The organism is Lysinibacillus sp. FN11, from assembly GCF_024628845.1.
Classification (GTDB): Bacteria; Bacillota; Bacilli; order Bacillales_A; family Planococcaceae; genus Lysinibacillus; species Lysinibacillus capsici.
In genome coordinates this window covers 729,368-749,772 of sequence record NZ_CP102383.1, presented here as the reverse complement: position 1 = coordinate 749,772, position 20,405 = coordinate 729,368, and the positions used below count along the sequence as shown (strand labels likewise).

Below are 20,405 nucleotides of genomic sequence, written 5' to 3'. Positions count from 1 at the left end.
AGCATTCACAACTATATATTCTGAAAATTATGGTAAAATTAATTTTGTCTTGATTTTAATGAATGCTTTTTGTACGAATGTGGTATATCAAATATAGAAAACGCTCTTTATAGAAAAGGAAGCTTTTCGAATAATCTCAAAAAATCTCGACAACTATGCTAAGGCATAATTGATATAAGTAGGAGGATGTACATATGGCAATTGAAAAAGTACGTCGCCATTTAGCACAATGGCATGTAGAACACAAAATACAAGAATTAGAAGAAAGCTCCGCAACAGTTGAATTAGCAGCACAGGCGCTTGGCTGCGAGCCAGAGCGCATAGCAAAATCTTTATCTTTTCTTGTAAACGATGGAGCGATCTTAATTGTGGCTGCTGGTGATGCTAAGATCGATAATGCAAAATATAAAGCCGTATTTGGTACGAAGGCAAAGATGTTATCCAAAGATGATGTAGAGACGATGATTGGTCATGATGTCGGAGGTGTATGTCCTTTTGGTGTGAACGAGGGCGTAGCCATTTATTTAGATGAATCTTTAAAACGTTTTACTACAGTATTTCCAGCGTGCGGTAGTAGTAATTCAGCCATTGAGGTAACCATTTCAGAACTTGAAACATATGCTCCCTATAAAGAATGGATTAATGTCTGTAAAGGCTGGAATGAATAAGGACCAAACGATTGGCGAGACTTTTAAAAGTCTCGCCAATTCATGTTGTTGAAAAAAGATAATATCGCTAGGAGAAATAATACCTTTTGGCAAGGTAAGGGTTGATTTCCGTTCCGCCAGCGTCCTTTCCAGGGGGCGTTCCAATGAGCCGCTTCTCTCACTTACGTTTGCTCCAGGGACTCATCAGTGACGCTAAATCTCCTAGGAGTGACGCTGGCTCCTCTCCAATCAACCATTCTGCAAAGTGTCTTTACTTTTTTAATAGTAGCATAGTAATAAAATCGCCCATTATCTGTATTCATAGAGAGGGGATAAGCTCTTATTTTCAATGTGGAGAAGTGATGAGTGACAAGAAGTGAACACCTTCACTTTATTTGAAAACCTTTGCTAAAAAGATAACATTTTTGTAGGTTGGAGTGGAAGGCTACTTGACTCCCGTGGGATAGCGAGTCAGGCGAAACCCTGCACGGAGCGGAGCGAAGGAAGCGGTTCGGCGCTCGCCCACAGGAAAGCAAGTAGCCTGCAACGGCAATCCATTTTCACCTTCTAAAAAAATTTTATGGGTGGTTTTGTTTTTCAGCACGATAGATTTGCTATTCCTTGTAACCAACGGCTAACCAATGTGAATCCCATTCTGTAATTTGATTGCCTACCCGACAACTTAAACCACATGCTCGATTATCAGCAACAAATGAGCCAATTAGCCACTTCTTAGCGTGATATCCTTCTTTTAACTGCACTGTTATGCTAGGCATCTCCACATATTGTTGATAAATAAACAAATTATCAACATAGTGCTTGGATGTGGAAGCATTTACTCTCCGCCCACTTCCTGCGTAAATTTCTACTGTATTTCCCTCACGTGAATAAACAGGCTTCTTGACATAAGGTACATCATCTCGAATAAATGGTTCTGCTGTAAGGTATGTAGGAAGCATATATTGCAAAATAGCTGCTCGTTCCTCGGAAGTAAAGAGCAATGGATCATTTCTCCGCTCCCATATTAACCATAATAAGATTTTCGATTGTAATACATAGGCAGCAGGTGGATTAATAATTGCCAGCTGTCGTTTTTTGACAAGCTCTAAAAGATGCAATCCAATGCGATCACCATCCGCTGCCACATCATCTATTAAAAACTCTACAGGGTGTGCGGGTCTAAATAAAATATCAATTTTCTCCATTGTAGGTGTATAAAGACCTTGTGCTACCTCAGACGTGTCACTAGAAAAGATGATAAGTTCTTGAATGGGCACATACTCAATGGCAAAAGGAATACAGGACTTGATAAACTGTACCTGGCAATACTCTTCGTAGTCCTCTTTCGCTGTTTTTCCTGTGATGACAATCTTTGGCTTTTTGACATTATGTAAGTATTGGATGGCAGCAAAAAGGGCGCCCGACAATGCTTTTTGTAAGGCTGTTACATCATTAGGATTTTTATAGCCAAAATGCTGACATAATGCGTCATTCATCTTGAAGGTTTCTTGTACAAGAAAAGGTGTTTCTCCATTTAGCTCTAAACATTTAATGTAGCCCTCCTCTGTACAAATAAAATCAAAGCGTGCCAGAATTGATTGCTGCTGTAAATAATCTAACTGAATATATGGGATCATTTCCGGTCGAATACCTAAGGCTAAGAGCTGATCGACCGATAAATGTTTAAATTGTTTCCCGACTTTTAAAAAGATGCGCCAAAGTATTTGTGTTGCATAATGAAGTTGATCAATTTGTTGCTTTGGCAATTCTAAAACATCATATAATGCATACTCTAAATCCTCAAAGTCAGGAAAGAAGTCAGGGAATTTTGAGTAAAATGCTTGTCGTTGCTGTATGTGATTCATCTTGTTCTTCACTCCCTATCCAAACCTTACGAGGAGGACGAGCCGCCACGAGATGCCCCACCAGAACCAAAGCCCGATTTCCCTGTGCTTGAGGAAGAGCTATTGGAGTAGGAATTGGAACTCTTAGATGAACTATCCGTCGAATAGGAGCGTTGTCCACTCGAATAAGAATTTGAACCACTTGGAGTTGAGCTACCTGAAGTTGAACTAGCCTTATTTTGCGTACTGTTTGTTATACCATTTGTTGGTTTACTTTCATCCTTAGCGTTTGTTGACGATCGTGGCACTGCTGAGCCGCCACCATTGCTTTGCTCATGTCGATCTGTACCATTTTTTAAATTGCGACTTTTATATATCGCACTTCCTATCATAGCTCCAGCCGTTGCATACATCAAACCATTAAAGAAATGCTGTGCATAGTAAGGTGAATTTTCATCGATACATTCAAAGGAACCATCATCACCTTCTTGCCATTCATCACAGGCATCAGCTATTTCACTATTGTAAACACTTTCTATTTCATCACTTGTAATTGCTTGATTTTGATCTTCAGTTACATGATTAGAAGTAGCTAAAGGGTATTCTTCTGTTGTCTGAGTTTCACTATTTCCACATGCTGCTAGCTGTACAGCCATTAAAGATGCCGTTGTCACAGCCATATATTTTTTTATTTGCTTTGCCATATTATAAACGCTCCTTTATTTCTGGTACCTAGTTTACGATTATCTCCTATTTTAGGTTTCATTTTTTACAAAAACATACAATTTATTTTAGCAGAAAAAATCCCAAACAGTAGGATTGTTTGGGATTTACAGTGTTTTATGATTGTTTTGACACAACTTTTTTTCCATAAGTCATATATCGCCATAATTTTTCAAATGGTCCTATTGTAAAGAACTTAAACCAAATCACGCTAAAAATTATTTGAATGAGAAACGTAATACTCGCTATCACTACAATATCTGATGGTGAAACTACTTCTAGCCCCATTAATGAAATGAAGGCTGTTCCAATAAAGCTTTGCGCCAAATAATTTGTAAAGGCCATTTGCCCCACACGTCCAATTGGCTGAAGTAGCTTCGCTATTGTTTTATGTTCTAATAGAATAAACAAACAACTTAGGTAAAAATAGGTTGTCGGAACAACCCCTAAGCCAATGATAGATTGAAGCTGTTGGTCATCTGCTTGTGAGGCAAACCAAATCCATAATGAGAATCCAATAAAGAACGGGAAAGTACTATAAAGCAACCATTTTATTTTTTGACTATGCGCTCCCATGTGCCCAATCCAATCAGCTTTTGCTACTAAAAATCCACTTAAAAACATAATAAATATGGCTACGGCATCATTGCCTAAAAAGCCAAATATAGCTGAAGAAACCGCATTAGACGGCATATACATTTGTCCTAATAATGTCAGAATATGCAGTGTGATAATCGTAAACAACCATTTAGAAATGGTTGAAACCTTCGCAGAGTAAAATGGTAGCAATAAAAAACCAATCACTGCGTAAATGGCTAGAATAGAGCCCCAAAAAATAAAAATATGAATAATACCTATAACCAATAAAGCAACTAAGCGTCTTGCAAAGCGCATTCTCGGTCTATCGCCTCGCGCTTCTGCACGTGTAGCAAAAATATAAAAACCAACCCCAAATAGGAATGAAAAGATTGAGAAAAATTTCTTTTCTATAAAAATATTAATAAGTGAATCAATAACCCCATTGATTCCACTCATATCAGGCATTGGTGCACCCTCTATTATGAGCTGATAGGCACCTACATTAATAAATAAAATACCAAATAACGCTAATCCTCGTATAATATCCAAGGAAATGATTCGTTCTTTTTGTGTAACGGATGGCTTCATGCTGAAAAACTCCTTATCTTTTATGCTATAGCTAGCATAACTCCCCATCCTTACAACTAATTATTTTTAAGCTTACAGGAACCTTACAAATCAAAAAGAATAGTCTTATAGTTTTTTATCCTCTTCTACGATGAAATATTACATATTTTATAGTAAAAATATCGAAAAGAGAGGTTTAGGAGATGAATAGAAATCGCAAGCTCGGTTTTTGTTATCCTGGCTACCGATACTGTGGCCCTGGCTGCTCAGGATCAGGCACCCCTACAAATGCAGTGGATGCTTGCTGTAAACTGCATGATGAATGCTATGAACGCCACGGTAGCACAAAATACTGTGATGAATTGTTTCAACAATGCCTCCGTCCCCATATGAACGCTCCAAATAAAATGGCTAGAGACGCTAGACTGTTCTATCGAGTTTTTGAATTACGCAATCGTTTCTTTTAAAAGCAGATAAAGCTCACGATGTTTTTAATAACCGCGTGGGCTAGCTTTTCGTATAGATAGCATATTTTTGTGGACTCTTAAAACCAAGTTTTGTGCCTAGGTGAATGGATCCTGTATTCGAAATATCACAATCCCAACAAGGCTTTAGCTGGTTGACAAGACAATGGTCTATAAATGTTTCTGCAATGTTACTTGCTAATCCTTGTCCTCTAAAATTTGAATCTGTCATAATATCAATTTCTGCATACTCATTTGATTTAAATATAGAGACGGCTTCGCTAATGATTTGTTCTTTATGTACGAAACAAAAGCCAAAGCCATTTTTGAGGAAATTAGAGGTAGAATCCCAATATTCCTCATAATATATCTGATCAAATTCCAGTGAATTTTTAATCAGGGGTTCAGTAATAGATTTGACTTCGTAATCACCTTCCCCACGCTTCTCTCGATGATTATAAATATTCTCATCAAATGTAAATGTATAGCGTTCTAGCTTTCTCAGCTGATTATTTAACAATTGTTCGATTTTAGTATTCCACTGTTCCGAATAAGAAAATAAGGTAAACCGTTTCTGTTGTTCTATAGCCTGTTGAAAGCCATAGGTAAGCTGATGATCAATCGAAGTCTTACTTTCATCGCCATATACATAGTATATCCCTGATTTCGTGTGGAATAATAATGTTCGAAAAGCAGCTGTATCGGAATAGACAGCTCCTTCTATCATTCGATCTAGTATACTATAAACAAATGTCGGGGCTCTTGAAATAAATTGTTTAATAATAGGATATTGCTCTTCCGAGACTTTTATCATGCTATTTCCTCCAGTATTTTGCAGTATGTATCATTTCTATTATAATAAACTTAAATTATATGAAGGGACTGAATTATGTGCAGATAGCAATATTTTTCATCCAACATCATCATAATTTTGGAGGTAAAAGTATTGATTGAAAATATCGACACGGAAAGATTACGGTTACGAAAAATGGGTAAAGCTGATGCTAAAAGTTTATTAGCTATTTGGTCTGATCCCGATGTAACCAAGTATATGAACATTACTCAGTTTACACAAGAAGAGCAGGCCTTGGAAATGATTGAACTTCTAGAACAATTAGCTAAGCAACACAAGGCAATCCGCTTCTCTATTTTTGACAAGGCATCCAATCATATCATTGGCTCATGTGGCTTTAATATGCTTGATTATGACAATGCTCTGACAGAGATTGGCTATGATTTGGGCAAGGAATATTGGGGAAAAGGCTATGCAACAGAAGCTATAACTGCTTTAATTGATTATGCCTTTAAGCACTTAAAAATGGAAAAAATTGTGGCGGAAGTTGACGCTGCCAATATCAATTCAATCAAGGTTTTAAAAAAATTGAATTTCATTTATCAAGAGAAGCACAATACTGAAGATACTCTACAACTTTACACTTTAACAAAATCGTAATAAGAAAAGGCTAAGCATGGTAGAATTCAACCAATACTTAGCCTTTTTGATTAATGATGCATGCCGTGATTAATTTTCCCTGTCAGCTTTTCTATTTGTACTTCAAATAGTTCAATTTTTGGCATAATCGGATAGCCTTCTCTTTCAAATGTCCATTCAGGATTGCCATACTTCTCCAGTAACGCATCAAAGAACCATTCTTTTTTAGATTCCTCTTCAATCCTTACAATATGCCCAAACAGCACCACACTTTGATAAACTAGTGCGGATTGACAGGCATATTTTTTGCCTGGATGTAGATCACCCATTTCGCAAACTTCTATACAAATTTTAGGATTATGTTTGATATTTGACCAAAAGTGACTTTCTCGAAGATTACCAATATGCAAGTATAGTTTGTCCTCCCCTTCATATACATAGACAAACGGAATAACATAAGGAAAACCTTCCTCATCAACTGTTGCAACATGCGCCACTTTTCCCAACTTTAAGTATTGCTGTGCGTCCTCTTGTGAAATTTCCACACGTTTGTTTTGAATCGTACCTCTCATCATTTCTTAACCCCCTCATGAAAATATGTACCGATTAATAAACGTCGTTAAACCGTTTATTCCAAACATATATATATTTTACATCTTTAACAAAACTAAAAAAAGGGTAAATTTTTCAGTAGAATAATAAAAGCCAAGGATGCACTAGTATAGCATCCTTGGCTTTCTTGTTATTTAATTGGAATCCAAATTTCTGAATACGAATCAGGGCTATAAGCATCCTCTTCAGGATAAACCTCCAACTCCGCTGTTCCTGCTGGTTCATATGGGTTGGATGGAAACCACTCTGAATAAATTTGTTTCCACGTATTTTGCATTGCATCAGGCATAGGTCCATGTACTTCAAAGATAACCCATTTGGATGCAGGTACTTCCATTGTTAAGAGATCTTCTCCTACTTCTCCTACATGATCAGTAGCAATCCAATAATCAATGAAGCCCTTTTTTCCCTGTTCAGTATTTGGTACACAAACACCTAATACGCCATTAACCGTGCCATTATTTAATTGGTATAGCTGGTGATCAAAGCCACTTTGGTTTACCTCTTGCCAAAATAGAGGTATTTCCGTTGTGTTCTCCCCATTTTGACAGTTGTATGTTCTTTTTACACCCACAATTTGAAACTTGTCTTTTTCAATAATTTTATATTTCATTGGTTCTGCTCCCTTCAAGCTTACCTGTATGACCAGGCGATTATATGATTGTAATGGTCCTTGCTTCTTTCTTGCTTCACTAGGCGTAACATGGTGCTGTTTTCGAAACGCTTTAGTAAAGGCTTCAGGAGTTTCATAGCCGTATTTGTAGGCGAGATCGATTATTTTTTGTTCAGTACCCAGCAATTCTTGTGCAGCTAATGTTAATCTTCTTCGCCGCAGATAATCTGCAATAGACATATCTGTCAAAATGGCAAATGTTCGTTGAAAATGAAAGACAGATGAATTAACCTCCTGCGCAATCTGTTCAATCGTAATATCTTCTAATAAATGTTCCTCCATATAATTAATGGCCTTTTGTATCGACTCAATCCAACTCATTGCTCTCACTCCTTGATTCCATCTTAAAATAGATCTTGCTATATAACCTGTCTTTTTATGCTAACTTCGGACAGGTTAAGATCTAACCGTATTGTTAGTATCTCTCCTTTGCTTAACCAACATAAAAAATATTGTAGGCTATAGAATGCATATTTTATAGTTAAGTTTAGTATAAACAGAAATGAAATGGAGGTTTTTTCTTGGTAAAATGGAAAGATCTGCTACTATTTGCTTGAACGAAAGACAATCAATTATTAATTGTTTTGGAGGAAAAAAAAACGTGGGCTGATCCATCAGGTGGTAAGAGGCAGTAGACACTTTGAGGCACGCTACATTCGGGAGGATTTATAAAGAAACAGGCTATCTCATAAAGATTATTAAAGAAATTATGAAGTTGTGGATGTTCATGACTTTGAAACTGTCCTTGTTGGGGGGAAATAATCCAAGATCCAGATGAATTAATTTATGACATTGCATGGAAATCAAAGGGAGGAGGAAACCCGATTGCCATTAACCTTTCCAAACAATCGAGTATATTTTTTATTAAAAAAAGTCACGTCTCATCGACATGACCCCTCTTGTTAAATGGTGTAATTGTTTTGCTGATAAATAATTAAAGCGGAATGGATGACCGTCTGCTCTCCAATAAAGAGCGTATTGTATTTGATATCAAGTATGAAAAAGCTTTTTAAATCTACTAAAGCTCGGTTAATATCAAGTTCAAATTGCACAATATCATTGTTTTGTATTGTCACAACTTGAGTTATCTGTGTCATTGTCCACACTCCTTTAATCTTATGATAGAGCAAAAAGAAGTACATGTCACATAAAAAAGTTGGAGCTAAAAATAAACTGTACCCTATAAGATAGACACTTGAAAAAGGTCATCTTATAGGGCATTTTTGTTTATAATTGAAAAAAACAAGATTCGGAGCCACTACTATGACTAAGAACTTTTTAACACCCCACCAACAAAATGAATTAAAAAAGAATCCTTATGTAAAAGCTGTGAGCGATAAAGCGATTACGTATACGGATGAGTTTAAACGCTTATTTATTGCACAATCTGAAACAGGAAAATTACCAAGAGAAATTTTTGAAGAAGCGGGATTTGACGTGGAAGCGATTGGTATAACACGTATTCACAGAGCAGGTACTAGGTGGAGAACAGCTTATAAAAAACGATGAATCACCGGTTTAGAAGATTCTCGAAAACACAGTACAGGACGTCCTATCGAGCGAGAATTAAGTATAGAGGAAAAGTATGCACGACTTGAAGCAAAAATGCGTTTACTAGAAGCGGAAAACGAACTATTAAAAAAGGTCGATTTACTCGAAAGGCAGATGTTGAAAAAGAAATAAAACTCGCACCAGAACTGAAATTTGAACTGATTGGTCAAACGATTGAAACGTATGGATTGAAGCGAATGGTACGCTATCTTTGTGAAGTGTTGGAGGTATCACGCTCAGGCTATTATAACTATTTTAAGGAAGAATCTCTTCAAAAAAGAGCGATGAAACACCAAGCAGATGAAGTCGTAAAGGAAGTGATTTTAAAAGCGTATCGATTCCGACGACGTCACAAAGGAGCACGTCAAATCAAAATGACGCTTCACCATCAATATGGTATTACCTATAATCTGAAGCGAATTCGCCGCATTATGAAGAAGTTCGGGGTTATCTGTCCAATTCGTAAAGCGAATCCTTACCGTCGTCTAGCCAAAGCCACACAAGAACATCGTACGTGTCCACATATGCTCGAACGCCAATTTAAACAAGGCGTGGCTGGTAAAGTCCTCTTAACAGATATCACGTATTTGACATATAAAAATGGTAAACGTGCTTATTTATCAACGATTAAAGACGCTGAGACGAATGAGATTTTGGCGTATGAAGTAGCAGCTAGCATCACAATGGAAATTGTGCTCCACACTTTGAAAAAATTGAAAAAGCTAAAGCATCTAGCTCAGGACGCCCTCATCCATTCAGACCAAGGTTTTCATTATACCAATCCAGCGTTCCAAAAACTCGTGAAACAAATGGGCTTAGGTCAATCGATGTCACGCCGAGGAAACTGTTGGGACAACGCACCTCAAGAATCATTCTTTGGGCATTTTAAAGATGAGACGAATATAAAAGATTGTGAGACATTAGAAGATGTAAAAAAAGAAGTGAAAAGCTATATGATCTATTATAACCATTATCGAGGTCAGTGGAATTTAAAAAAGCTGCCGCCTGTAAAATACAGACTGCAGCTTCAAGAAGTTGCCTAACCTTTTTCAAAATGTCCTTTACAAAGGGTACACTTTAAAAAGCCCCAACACCTTTAGTACATCGTTAAATATTCCTCACGCTCCCAGTTATGGACACGTGTGCGATATTTATTCCATTCAATTTCTTTGGCAGCTGTAAATTTATCATAAATATGGTCACCCAATGCATTACGAACAATGGCATCCATCTCTAATTCGATAAGCGCAAATTCTAATGAGGATGGTAAACTATCAATCCCGTTCAACTCCCGATCTGCTGCTGTCATTTTATAAATATTACGGTCTACCGCAGCTGGTGGCGTTAAATCTTTTCGTATGCCATCCAGCCCAGATGCTAGAATAACAGCCATTGCTAAATAGGGGTTTGCTGCTGGATCAACTGAACGCAATTCAATTCGTGTAGATAGTCCACGTGCTGCTGGAATGCGAATTAATGGTGAGCGGTTTTGAGCAGACCACGCTACATAGCAAGGGGCTTCATAGCCAGGTACTAATCGTTTATAGGAATTGACAAGTGGATTCGTGATAGCCGTAAAGCCATGCACATGCTTCATAACTCCTGCCATAAAGCTACGTGCGGTTGTACTTAATTGCAAGTCTGCATGTTCATCGTAAAAGGCATTTTTATCACCTTCAAATAATGAGAGATTAAAATGCATTCCTGATCCATTGACCCCAAATAGTGGCTTTGGCATAAATGTTGCGTGGAGACCATGCTGTGCAGCAATCGTTTTTACTACCAGTTTAAATGTTTGGATATTGTCACATGCCTCAATAGCACTCGCATACTTAAAGTCGATTTCATGTTGGCCTGGTGCTACCTCATGATGAGACGCTTCAATTTCAAAGCCCATTCCCTCTAGCTCTAAAACAATATCACGACGACAGTTCTCTCCCAAATCAGTTGGCGCTAAATCAAAATAGCCCCCACTATCATTTAATTCCAGTGTCGGATGCCCCTTTTCATCCAACTTGAATAGGAAAAATTCAGGCTCTGGCCCTAAATTAAACGACGTAAAGCCCAGCTCCTCCATTTCCTTCAATACGCGTTTTAAATTGGAGCGCGGATCTCCTTCAAACGGTGTGCCATCTGGTCTTGCAATATCACATATAAAGCGAGCTACCTTCCCCTTTTCAGCAGTCCAAGGAAAAATCACGAAGGTATTGATATCAGGCTTTAAATACATATCTGATTCTTCAATACGCACAAAGCCTTCGATTGAAGAGCCGTCAAACATAACTTTATTATCTAGCGCTTTTTCTAATTGGCTGACAGGAACTTCCACATTTTTGATTGTCCCTAAAATATCCGTAAATTGTAGGCGAATAAATTTCACATTTTCTTCCTTCACTCGGCGTATAATATCTTCTTTGGTATAATGTTTCATTCTTCACCACTCCAATGTAATTTTAATTAACACGTATTTTTATAACTGATCTTAAAATACATTAAATTTTTAGAATAAGCAATATTTATGTAAGGTTTTATAACATACATTTTATCGAATATATTAATCCCTATTTTAGATTAATTTTTCTAACCACATTCCATCTCAAATAGCGATCTTTCATCTTTAAATAAGGGCAAAATTACTACTTTTTACAAAAGGCCTTTAGTCTTACAAAATTCTCCGTCCCTCTAAAAACAAACAGTCTAGTATCATGACTAGAGAGGAGGGATTCATTTCTTCCACATGTATCAAATGTAGATATATCAAGAACATCGTTAAAAAGATAACGCGTGAACACGATCCAAGAACCAAGATGTCAAAAATCCTATTGATTAAGTTTTACTTTATATCACAAAAGCCTTGTATAATGCGATATTTATTGGTAAATTTATAGCAAATTAGAATTTTATTTTATTCATATTATAAGTAAATACGGAGTATATAATTATGGTTAGAAATCATTATGTTGGCTTCCAGGAAATATTTAGTTATAGATACATAAGGCGGTGAATTTAGTAGGCATGTCAGTATTAATTATTGGCAGCGTAAGTAATGATGTGCTACGTCTGCAAAAGTATTTTCATCGTATAAGCATCCCAAATATTCATTGCTTTTCAACAACGGAAGCAGCAATGAACTATTTAGTAGATTCATCTTTGAAAGATGAACTGGAATTAATCGTACTTGACACTAAAATGACACTCAGCAATTGCGAGGAAATTTGTCAGCACATTCATGTACTTAAAAATTGGATAGATGTCCCTATCCTACTATCTACTACCTACGAAAAAAACATAACAATCGATAGGGTTTTTGAAGCAGGAATTTTCGACTTTATTTTAAAGCCGTTTGATTTTACTCATTTTAAGACTCGAATTCAAGTAGCCTTAAAATATCAGAGGGAAGCTAAGCTTCGAAAGCAGCAAGAAAGTATGATTCAAAAAGATTTGTTTGTTGCAAAAAAATTCCAAAAGAACGCACTATCTCCTCCATTAAATCTTGAGCAACTTCAGGTTGATGGTCTTTATGTAACATCCAATACACTAGGAGGTGACATGTACTGTTGGTTTAAGATTAATGACCATTTAACCGCCATTCTTCTGTACGATGCAATGGGGCATGGCATAGCTGCATCACTCGTTACTATGTCTATCAGATCATTACTAAAAGGAATGATTACTAAGTTAATTGATCCAGTAGCAGTAATCCAAGAACTTAACCGCCAAATATACGAGCTATTTTCTGATGAAGATATGGACCGTTTTTTAATGACAGCAATCTACATACTTCTAGATACAAAAAACGGAACTTTGCACTATGTGAATGCGGCTCATCCTTCTGGTTTTTTATTTGGAAAATATGGAGAAACAGTCTTCCTCCCAGCGAATACGCCTATCCTCGGACTATTCCCTACTATTCAAATAAATAAAAAAACAATACCTTTATCAGGCTGGCATCGTATTATTCTTTATACGGATGGACTATTAACATTGAACGAGCAAAACTCAATTGATATGGACTTTTTCTACGCTTATGCTTCACAGGATAACAGCTATGCACTACAAAAGTTTTCTCAAAAGTACAATTTATTTGATAATGATTACAGCGATGACATCACAGTCGTTTCAATAACAATTACATTAAAGGGTAGGTGATTGAAGATGGAATTCACACTCAATGTAAATCCTGATACACAAGCTATAGCCTTTATTGATCAAGTTATGGAGAATTATACAGATTTATATAATCTACCTTATAAACGAGAATTAAGATTTGTTGTTCATGAACTAGTCATCAATGCCGTAGAGGCTATGGGAAAAATTAATACACCCGTTCAAAAGGAGATTCAAATACATGTAGCCCAATCAAACGAAGAAATAAAAATAACAGTCACTGACGAAGCAAAAGGCATTGACCAAAAGGACTGGGACAAAGTTCTTCAATTCGATTTAGACAAACTTGATTATGCTGATCGTGGACGCGGTTTATTTTTTGTCAAAAATATGGTCGACCATATTTGGTTCGAAAATATTTCTAAAACAAAATTTTTAGTTGGTATTTCCAAAAAGATTCATCTATAAAGTAAACGTAAAATTGGGGGCGTTTTAATGAAGTTATCTATACGAAAGAAAATGAATCTGCTTATATTTGGGTGTATTATTTTACTTACTTCCCTTTTAGCAGGAGTCAATTTTTTTGTTGCCAAGAACAATCTATTAGAAAGTGCTGATACAAAGCTTTTATCAGATATACAGTTAAGCTATGAATATTTAGACGCTAAATATCCTGGAGAATGGTCCATTAAAAACAACCAACTCTATAAGGGCGATATCAATATGGTAGAAAACTTTGAGGTAGCTGATAAAGTTGGAGAACTCACAAACGGGAATGCTGTCTCCATCTTTCAAAACGATACGCGTATAAGTACCAATATAGTGGATAATGGTCAACGCGCTTTAAATACCAAGGTTTCCGACGAGGTTGCTACTGTTGTGCTAGGAGAAAAAAAGCGCTTTATCGGTTCTGCAAATGTCTTAGGAAGCTTGCATCAAGCAGCCTATGATCCGATTGTAAATAGTCAAGGCGAGGTTATCGGTGTATGGGCAACCGCTGTCCCTACCGCTCCTTATATAAGCATTGCCACAAAATCAGCACTGGAGAATGTAGCTATTTCCTTAGTAATCGCCATTGTAATGATCGGAGGAATTAGTTGGTTCTTACAAAAGCAAATTGTTAATCCTATTAACATTCTAAGTACCAATGCCAAGGAACTAGCAGAACTAAATTTAAATGTTAAACTGTTAAACCCTAAAGGCAAAGATGAAATCGCTGAATTAGCTCGCGCATTTAGTAGTATGAAAAATCATTTAACAGAGACGATAAAGATTGTGGCTGGTAGTGCACATCAAATTGCAAAGTCGTCACACACTTTGGCAGAATCATCACATCAAACAAGTGAAGCATCTAATCAGATCGCACTAACAATGAATGAAATCGCCGTTGGTACTACCACTCAATCTGATCAGGCTGAGCGAATAGTTTCAATGATGAAAAAAACGATTGAAGAAGTATCAAAGAGCTTACAAAAGGCCGAAATCACTTTAAACAGCGCTATCGAATCCACACATATCGCGCGTAAAGGAGAAGAAGCCATCAATGAAGCGATTATGCATCTAAGTGATGTTACGAAAACAGTGTCTTATGCAACTGATTCTATCCAAAAATTAGGCAAGCGCTCTGAAGAAATTGGTGGTATTATTACCGTTATCACTGGCATCGCAGAACAAACGAATCTGTTAGCACTCAATGCGGCCATCGAGGCAGCACGAGCAGGAGATCAAGGAAAAGGTTTTGCTGTCGTTGCATCAGAGGTTCGTCAGTTAGCTGAACAGTCAAGTTTAGCAGCTGGACAAATTACTAATCTTATTAATGATATCCAAGCGGAAACATCTGTGACCGTACGGACAATGGAAAGTAATTTACTAGCTGTCGAGGAGCAAGTAACAATCATCAATAAAGGCGGAAGTGCCTTAAAAGAAATTGTGGAGAAAGTTGTCGAAACTGAAGAAGGTGTCGAACAAATGAAAGTGGCATTTACACATGTTAACGACAACTCCTTAGGTGTGCAACAGGCTATCCAAGATATTTCTCGCATCATCGAGGATGCTGCAGCAGCTACAGAAGAGATTGCCGCAACCTCAGAAGAGCAATATGCGACTGTTGCAGAAATTACACAAAGCTCAGATGAGTTATCATCAATTGCTGATAAATTACAAAATGAAGTGAATAAATTTAAGTTTGAATAAATCCCCAAACAAGAAAAGAAAAATGGAGGCGCTATAGGATGAATCAGAAGAAAATTGCAATGAATATTGACACAAAGGCTGATTATATTGTGATTGCGTTTACAGGCGATTTAGAATACGGGATGATTGAAGAAATAAAGTCAGAGCTTCAAACACTTAGCTTAGACACAAAACACGGATACATTATCGATATGCAAAGGGTAACAAATATTGATAGTACTGGATTCGGTATGATCGTTAATTTCGCTAAGAAGGTGTCTGTAAAAGATAAGAAAATCGCCATTATTGTCGTCGATGATTTCATTCGCAACTTATTCGCTATTTCACAGGTTGATAAAGTATTCCCTATTGCCGAAAGTGAAGAACAAGCAAGGAAGATTATTAAAGAAGATTGGCTAGGTGAGCTATCGCTTAACGACTATTAATTTTTGTTATTCTAATAAAAAGGTGTATTCCGTCTAATAGGAATACACCTTTTCTTTAATACTGCAGTAGCATATTAACAAACACAACTAGAATGATAATCGGTACAACAACTAACATTAACATACGATATGTCGAATAATAGCCTTGTCCCATTTGACTACCCGTTAGCAATTCTCTCTTCACAAATTCTTTATCTACTACATAGGCAATAAAAATAGCAATGAATAAATTCCCTAGTGGAAGCATGATATTTGACACTAAAAAATCAGTTGCATCAAAAATACTTTTCTCAAAAATCATTATATCCGACAAAACACTCGAAGAAAGTGCAGCTGGAATAGCTGCAATAAATACGACTATACCAAGTAAAAGTGTCCACATTGGACGGGATTTCTGACTATTCTCCATAAATGCTGCGACAATAATCTCATATAAACTAAATGATGACGTTAATGTAGCAAATAAAAATAGCAATAAAAACATAGCTAAAAACACTTCACCGAATGGCATTTGACTAAAAGCTGTTGGTAGCACCATAAATAGCAAACCCGGACCTGCTGCTGGCTCTAAATCAAAGGCGAACACCACAGGGAAAATTGCTAATCCTGCTAAAAATGAAACAAGCACGGTTAACAACACTACAGAACCTGCTGAATTCGGCAGACTGACATCTTTTTTTAGATAAGAGCTATATGTAACTAGACAAGAAAAGCCTACTGCTAACCCAAAGAACGATTGCCCTAGGGCTTCTAATAATGCCTTACCCGTAATATTCGAGAAATCAGGCCATAAGAAGAATTTTACCCCTTCCATTGCCCCATCTAATGTAACAGCACGCACAACAAGGACAATGAACATTATGAAAAGTAACGGCATCATCCATTTATTGGCCTTTTCAATCCCATTTTGTACACCTAATGAAATCACAAGTACGTTGACCAATGTAAACAACACTAGACCAACTAGCGTAATCCAAGGTGTGCCTATAATTTTTCCAAATAATTCAGTTGGATCTACTGCCGGATCAATTACCGCGCCAGCTACACCTAGCCCACTATAAATAAAGATCCAACCTCCAACTACGCTATAAAAAGTTAATAATAAAAAACAACCTAGCACGCCCATTCGACCAATCCAAGCCCAGCCTGGCTTAGTTGGAGCAATTTTTTTATACGCTGTTACAGCCTCGGATTGTGTACCACGTCCTAAAACATACTCGGATAATAACATCGGTAGCCCTATTAACAAGGTAAATAACACAAAGATAAGGAAAAATGCTCCCCCACCACTTTGTCCTGTTACATAGGGAAGTTTCCAAATTGCCCCTAGTCCGATCGCTGCACCAGCTGATGCTAAAATAAAACCTAATTTACTAGACCATTGTCCTTTTTTTCCACTCATCTCTTCAAACTCCTCAAACATTCTAAACTCTTCTCTATTTTACATGAAAATGTAGCTTTCGACTAGGTTATAATCATAAAGTACTATTTAGCTATTTTACTCTATTACTTTTTTCTATATTTATCCGTTAGTTTTGCCTTTCTATTCTTCACACCTTTTCCTATCCATCGTTCCTTCCAACAAAAAAACCTCAGGTATATTGACCCGAGGTTAGTAAAAATTATTTTGTTATATAGATAGAACGCTGGCGGTCGATCCATTTGCGCATTGTTGTAAATAAAAATGCCATAATAGCCGTTAATAAAATACCTTTCACAATGTTAAATGGTAAAATCCCAGCGATAATCATTTTATAAAGTGAGTCACCTACAACAGGCTCCATACCTAAGAAGTATGTGTACATTGGTAAAAATACTGCGTAATTTAAAATACTCATGCCTACTGCCATTACAACTGTCCCAGTCGCTAAACCTCCAACAAGACCAGCAATTGTTTTAAAGCGATTAAAAATAAAGCTTACTGGTAAAATAAATAAAATACCTGTTGCAAAGTTGGCCATATGACCTACTGGCACACCTGTTGGCGTTCCAGAGAAAATCCAATCCAATACATTTTTAAATAATTCTACTAAAATACCAGCTACAGGCCCCATTGTGATGGCTGCTATTAATGCAGGCATATCACTAAAGTCCACTTCCAAAAATGCTGGGAATGGTGGAATTGGGAAATTAAAAAGCATTAATAAAAACGAAATACTGCTCAGCATGCCAATCGTAATAAACGATTGGAGTTTAACATTTTTCTTCATAGAAAACTCTCTCCTCTTTGCTGATTCAATCTCGCAAGAAGAAAGGTGACGATCTTTCAATTGTTAGCACGAAAAAACCCTTATGCATGAAGAGCACAAGGGAGAAAGGCATGACGAATAAGCGTCAATTTAAACTATTTTTGAGCACCATTTAAAAAGCCATACAAAAAAAGCGCTCGGTCATAGTTTATTTCATAACAATGAATGACGATCGTACCTCCATCTTCTCCCATCCAGACTTTAACTGTCGGCCTCGGAATCACACCAAGTCAGCCATGCAAATAAATTTGCACAGGTCGCGGGCTGAAGAGCGAAGCATAAACCATTCGAGTTAATGGAAACATTAACGGTTCACCACTCTATTACCGCCGGTCGGGATTTTCACCCTGCCCCGAAGATGAATCATATTATTTTATACTACAACCTTACTATAATTAATTATTAAGAAAAAGTAAATAGTTCTGCTTAAAAAAATCCGATTAGATTTGTATGTATTATAAAAATGGAGCATTCCATGTTACAGGGATGCTCCATTTTTGATTCTGACTAAGGCATAGATTGTTTATTTGGCCCCACAGGCTTTGGCAAATACGTTTTTAAATCGAATCCTTCCCAGCTTTCTTGGACCACATTATCTAAGCGTAATTGTTGGTCAAAGCTAGCAGCAGTTAACATCATAGCTTCAATCAATTGGGTAGCGCGAATTGGCTCCATCGATGCTAAATCTAAGGGAATATCGAATGTTACGACTACACCTTCCGCTTCCTCTTTCACGGTATATGTTACGTTTTCAGGAACCACTGTTACATAAACATCATCATTTTTGTTTTTCATTAGTGTAAGTGCCTCTGTAACATTAGCAAATGTTTGACGGAAATCTGGTGACAGATATTCTGCCCCATTACCATCTTGGTATAAATAATAATTAAAATGCTTAGCGTTTGTTAATGACATGGCTTGACTTGGCTCACCCTCTTGAGAAAACTCATAAGGTGTGCCATCTTCATTTTGAATCTCAACTTCCGTATATTCAGAATCCGAGAAGGTATCCTCTAAAGTCCCTTTGTATTCATTAACGGTAGCTGATGCAACATCATAGTCATTGTCCTTTGGTAAAACGTGGACAAGCTTGTCTTCCTTCTCCTTCAGTTCACCTTTAAAAGGATGATATTCCGTAAACCCTTTGGCTTCTTCATCTATTTGAGGAGCATATTTTTCATACATCTGTAAGGTAGAAGGCTTTTCTGTTCCAAAATCAGTTGCTACACGCTCATTTGGTATCACATATGTCATCGGAACACTTTCTGCATCGCGTCCTGCCAAACCAATACGGAAAACGACAGCATCTTTCACATCTTCCTCATAGACAGACGACCGTAAAGATAACATACGCTCATGCTCCGATACAATACTGGATTGAAGTGCCTCATCCTGGGTTGCTGCCTCTTTAGCAGAACGATCTTCCTGTAACGTAGCGTAATTAGCCTTTTCTGGCGTACTAGCGAGATCTTTTTGGCTAGCGCCATTATTCATGAACATGAAGCCAACGAGTACCGTTATCGCGAAAACTGCTGCTACACTCGTAAAAATCGGCATTTTTCGGAACTTTAAGCGTGATGATCGTTCATCTTGAATTAAAGGTTTACTTTCTGGTTGTGCTTCTTCATTCTCTATAGGTTGTTGTATTGCTTCTTGAAGGTGACTATTATCCTGCAAGCGAGCATCTGCCATTAACCGATTTAATATTTCTTCTTTTGAACGGCGGTCAGAAAGCTTAGGGGCATTGTTCAAGACATGTTCAAGCTGTTCATCATCAAATGGCTTATGTGTCATTGCCGTTTCGCCTCCTGTTCTCTAATCGGCTGTAGCTGTTGCCTTAAAAATTTAATGGCTCGATGCTGGGTCGTTTTTACCTTAGCTTCTGTCCAATCTAGTATTTGCGCTGTTTCTGCAATCGATAAATCTTGAAAATAGCGCATTATAATGACCATTTTTTGGTCGCCTGTGCAGTTTTCAAGTGCTGATTCTACCTGCATAAATTCATCACTGGCCTGTAGCATATCTTCCGGTGATGGCGTGGTTGAATGGAGCTGTTCCGTTTCCCAGTCAAAGAAATCATGTGAATGCTTTTGACGTACAGCTTGCTTTCTAAAATGATCAATCGCTACATTTTTAGCAATAGCAAATAGCCAAGTTTTCTCACTACTATTCCCTGCAAATTGATCGTATGAGCGCAACACTCGTACATAAACTTCATGTGCTAAATCTTCGGCAAGTGTACGGTTTTTTACTAAATAGATTAAAAACTGAAACACGTCTTGGTGATATGCATCGTATAGTCGATGGAACACGGAGTCATTCAAAGCACTCCACCCCCG

19 protein-coding genes, 1 pseudogene and 1 riboswitch are annotated in these 20,405 nt (G+C 37.2%); of the genes and pseudogenes, 8 read left to right on the top strand and 12 right to left on the bottom strand.

Going from position 1 to position 20,405, the window contains the following annotated elements:
* Positions 1-194: 194 nt before the first annotated feature.
* Positions 195-668 carry a YbaK/EbsC family protein gene (locus tag NP781_RS03540; protein WP_221680491.1) on the top strand — a complete coding sequence of 158 codons (474 nt, stop codon included), beginning with the start codon at positions 195-197 and terminating at the stop codon, positions 666-668.
* Positions 669-1,261: 593 nt separating this feature from the next.
* On the opposite strand, the gene NP781_RS03535 is transcribed toward NP781_RS03540, so the two are convergent.
* The 3 genes from NP781_RS03535 to NP781_RS03525 all read right to left on the bottom strand — a co-directional run bounded on the left by NP781_RS03535 (position 1,262) and on the right by NP781_RS03525 (position 4,381).
* The gene (locus tag NP781_RS03535; RefSeq protein ID WP_257521381.1) at positions 1,262-2,512 is read right to left on the bottom strand and encodes a glutathionylspermidine synthase family protein; all 1,251 of its coding nucleotides are present in this window, start codon (positions 2,510-2,512) and stop codon (positions 1,262-1,264) included.
* A 26-nt stretch (positions 2,513-2,538) separates the two neighbouring features.
* Positions 2,539-3,195, bottom strand: a complete 657-nt coding sequence (locus NP781_RS03530; protein ID WP_257521380.1) for a hypothetical protein — start codon at positions 3,193-3,195, stop codon at positions 2,539-2,541.
* 136 nt (positions 3,196-3,331) lie between these two features.
* A complete protein-coding gene (locus NP781_RS03525) occupies positions 3,332-4,381 on the bottom strand; it encodes a DUF418 domain-containing protein (RefSeq protein WP_257521379.1) in 1,050 nt (349 codons plus the stop codon).
* Between the two features lie 182 nt (positions 4,382-4,563).
* Here NP781_RS03525 and NP781_RS03520 point away from each other — a divergent pair, with 182 nt between their 5' ends.
* Entirely contained in the window at positions 4,564-4,827 is a 264-nt protein-coding gene (locus tag NP781_RS03520) for a phospholipase A2 family protein (RefSeq protein ID WP_257521378.1), read from the top strand.
* Between the two features lie 40 nt (positions 4,828-4,867).
* Here NP781_RS03520 and NP781_RS03515 read toward each other — a convergent pair whose 3' ends face one another.
* Positions 4,868-5,638 carry a GNAT family N-acetyltransferase gene (locus tag NP781_RS03515; protein WP_257521377.1) on the bottom strand — a complete coding sequence of 257 codons (771 nt, stop codon included), beginning with the start codon at positions 5,636-5,638 and terminating at the stop codon, positions 4,868-4,870.
* A gap of 132 nt (positions 5,639-5,770) precedes the next feature.
* Between NP781_RS03515 and NP781_RS03510 the strand changes: the two genes are divergently transcribed.
* Entirely contained in the window at positions 5,771-6,277 is a 507-nt protein-coding gene (locus NP781_RS03510; RefSeq protein ID WP_257521376.1) for a GNAT family N-acetyltransferase, read from the top strand.
* A gap of 50 nt (positions 6,278-6,327) precedes the next feature.
* Here the strand turns inward: NP781_RS03510 and NP781_RS03505 are convergent, their stop codons facing one another.
* From NP781_RS03505 to NP781_RS03495, 3 genes are all read right to left on the bottom strand, one after another.
* A complete protein-coding gene (locus NP781_RS03505) occupies positions 6,328-6,831 on the bottom strand; it encodes a pyridoxamine 5'-phosphate oxidase family protein (protein WP_257521375.1) in 504 nt (167 codons plus the stop codon).
* Between the two features lie 167 nt (positions 6,832-6,998).
* Positions 6,999-7,862 (bottom strand): AraC family transcriptional regulator, encoded by an 864-nt coding sequence (locus tag NP781_RS03500; protein ID WP_221680485.1) that lies wholly within the window; start codon positions 7,860-7,862, stop codon positions 6,999-7,001.
* Between the two features lie 581 nt (positions 7,863-8,443).
* Positions 8,444-8,638 carry a hypothetical protein gene (locus tag NP781_RS03495; protein ID WP_257521374.1) on the bottom strand — a complete coding sequence of 65 codons (195 nt, stop codon included), beginning with the start codon at positions 8,636-8,638 and terminating at the stop codon, positions 8,444-8,446.
* A 166-nt stretch (positions 8,639-8,804) separates the two neighbouring features.
* Between NP781_RS03495 and NP781_RS03490 the strand changes: the two are divergent.
* A pseudogene (locus NP781_RS03490) lies at positions 8,805-10,135 on the top strand (IS3 family transposase).
* Positions 10,136-10,188: 53 nt separating this feature from the next.
* Here the strand turns inward: NP781_RS03490 and glnA are convergent.
* A complete protein-coding gene (gene glnA / locus NP781_RS03485) occupies positions 10,189-11,523 on the bottom strand; it encodes a type I glutamate--ammonia ligase (protein ID WP_221680483.1) in 1,335 nt (444 codons plus the stop codon).
* A gap of 584 nt (positions 11,524-12,107) precedes the next feature.
* Between glnA and NP781_RS03480 the strand changes: the two genes are divergently transcribed.
* From NP781_RS03480 to NP781_RS03465, 4 genes are read left to right on the top strand one after another with little or no spacing between them, the layout of a single operon-like run.
* Positions 12,108-13,241, top strand: a complete 1,134-nt coding sequence (locus NP781_RS03480) for a response regulator (RefSeq protein ID WP_004232231.1) — start codon at positions 12,108-12,110, stop codon at positions 13,239-13,241.
* 6 nt (positions 13,242-13,247) lie between these two features.
* Complete coding sequence (locus tag NP781_RS03475; protein WP_221680482.1) at positions 13,248-13,667, top strand: ATP-binding protein; 420 nt, start codon at positions 13,248-13,250, stop codon at positions 13,665-13,667.
* Between the two features lie 27 nt (positions 13,668-13,694).
* On the top strand, positions 13,695-15,392 hold the full coding sequence (locus NP781_RS03470) for a methyl-accepting chemotaxis protein (protein ID WP_257521373.1): 1,698 nt from the start codon (positions 13,695-13,697) through the stop codon (positions 15,390-15,392).
* Between the two features lie 38 nt (positions 15,393-15,430).
* Entirely contained in the window at positions 15,431-15,817 is a 387-nt protein-coding gene (locus tag NP781_RS03465; RefSeq protein WP_009370722.1) for an STAS domain-containing protein, read from the top strand.
* A gap of 55 nt (positions 15,818-15,872) precedes the next feature.
* On the opposite strand, the gene NP781_RS03460 is transcribed toward NP781_RS03465, so the two are convergent.
* From NP781_RS03460 to sigX, 4 genes are all read right to left on the bottom strand, one after another.
* Positions 15,873-17,219: a sodium-dependent transporter gene (locus tag NP781_RS03460; protein WP_255600956.1), complete on the bottom strand. Its 1,347-nt coding sequence runs from the start codon at positions 17,217-17,219 to the stop codon at positions 15,873-15,875.
* Between the two features lie 220 nt (positions 17,220-17,439).
* Positions 17,440-18,027: an ECF transporter S component gene (locus NP781_RS03455; protein ID WP_221680480.1), complete on the bottom strand. Its 588-nt coding sequence runs from the start codon at positions 18,025-18,027 to the stop codon at positions 17,440-17,442.
* Positions 18,028-18,244: 217 nt separating this feature from the next.
* A riboswitch (FMN riboswitch) is annotated at positions 18,245-18,430 on the bottom strand.
* A gap of 143 nt (positions 18,431-18,573) precedes the next feature.
* Positions 18,574-19,860 (bottom strand): RNA polymerase subunit sigma, encoded by a 1,287-nt coding sequence (locus NP781_RS03450; RefSeq protein ID WP_257521372.1) that lies wholly within the window; start codon positions 19,858-19,860, stop codon positions 18,574-18,576.
* Positions 19,857-20,390: an RNA polymerase sigma factor SigX gene (gene sigX / locus NP781_RS03445; protein WP_009370717.1), complete on the bottom strand. Its 534-nt coding sequence runs from the start codon at positions 20,388-20,390 to the stop codon at positions 19,857-19,859. Before sigX ends, NP781_RS03450 begins: the two co-directional genes overlap by 4 nt.
* Between the last annotated feature and the right edge of the window lie 15 nt (positions 20,391-20,405).

What these genes read in the sequence shown, in the direction of transcription:
- NP781_RS03480 (WP_004232231.1), top strand. Translation starts at nt 12,108, where the DNA reads ATGTCAGTATTAATTATTGGCAGCGTAAGTAATGATGTGCTACGTCTG.
- NP781_RS03455 (WP_221680480.1), bottom strand. Translation starts at nt 18,027, where the DNA reads ATGAAGAAAAATGTTAAACTCCAATCGTTTATTACGATTGGCATGCTG.
- NP781_RS03505 (WP_257521375.1), bottom strand. Translation starts at nt 6,831, where the DNA reads ATGATGAGAGGTACGATTCAAAACAAACGTGTGGAAATTTCACAAGAG.
- NP781_RS03470 (WP_257521373.1), top strand. Translation starts at nt 13,695, where the DNA reads ATGAAGTTATCTATACGAAAGAAAATGAATCTGCTTATATTTGGGTGT.
- NP781_RS03535 (WP_257521381.1), bottom strand. Translation starts at nt 2,512, where the DNA reads ATGAATCACATACAGCAACGACAAGCATTTTACTCAAAATTCCCTGAC.
- NP781_RS03515 (WP_257521377.1), bottom strand. Translation starts at nt 5,638, where the DNA reads ATGATAAAAGTCTCGGAAGAGCAATATCCTATTATTAAACAATTTATT.
- NP781_RS03530 (WP_257521380.1), bottom strand. Translation starts at nt 3,195, where the DNA reads ATGGCAAAGCAAATAAAAAAATATATGGCTGTGACAACGGCATCTTTA.
- NP781_RS03520 (WP_257521378.1), top strand. Translation starts at nt 4,564, where the DNA reads ATGAATAGAAATCGCAAGCTCGGTTTTTGTTATCCTGGCTACCGATAC.
- NP781_RS03465 (WP_009370722.1), top strand. Translation starts at nt 15,431, where the DNA reads ATGAATCAGAAGAAAATTGCAATGAATATTGACACAAAGGCTGATTAT.
- NP781_RS03475 (WP_221680482.1), top strand. Translation starts at nt 13,248, where the DNA reads ATGGAATTCACACTCAATGTAAATCCTGATACACAAGCTATAGCCTTT.
- NP781_RS03495 (WP_257521374.1), bottom strand. Translation starts at nt 8,638, where the DNA reads ATGACACAGATAACTCAAGTTGTGACAATACAAAACAATGATATTGTG.
- NP781_RS03500 (WP_221680485.1), bottom strand. Translation starts at nt 7,862, where the DNA reads ATGAGTTGGATTGAGTCGATACAAAAGGCCATTAATTATATGGAGGAA.
- glnA (WP_221680483.1), bottom strand. Translation starts at nt 11,523, where the DNA reads ATGAAACATTATACCAAAGAAGATATTATACGCCGAGTGAAGGAAGAA.
- NP781_RS03460 (WP_255600956.1), bottom strand. Translation starts at nt 17,219, where the DNA reads ATGAGTGGAAAAAAAGGACAATGGTCTAGTAAATTAGGTTTTATTTTA.
- NP781_RS03525 (WP_257521379.1), bottom strand. Translation starts at nt 4,381, where the DNA reads ATGAAGCCATCCGTTACACAAAAAGAACGAATCATTTCCTTGGATATT.
- NP781_RS03540 (WP_221680491.1), top strand. Translation starts at nt 195, where the DNA reads ATGGCAATTGAAAAAGTACGTCGCCATTTAGCACAATGGCATGTAGAA.
- NP781_RS03450 (WP_257521372.1), bottom strand. Translation starts at nt 19,860, where the DNA reads ATGACACATAAGCCATTTGATGATGAACAGCTTGAACATGTCTTGAAC.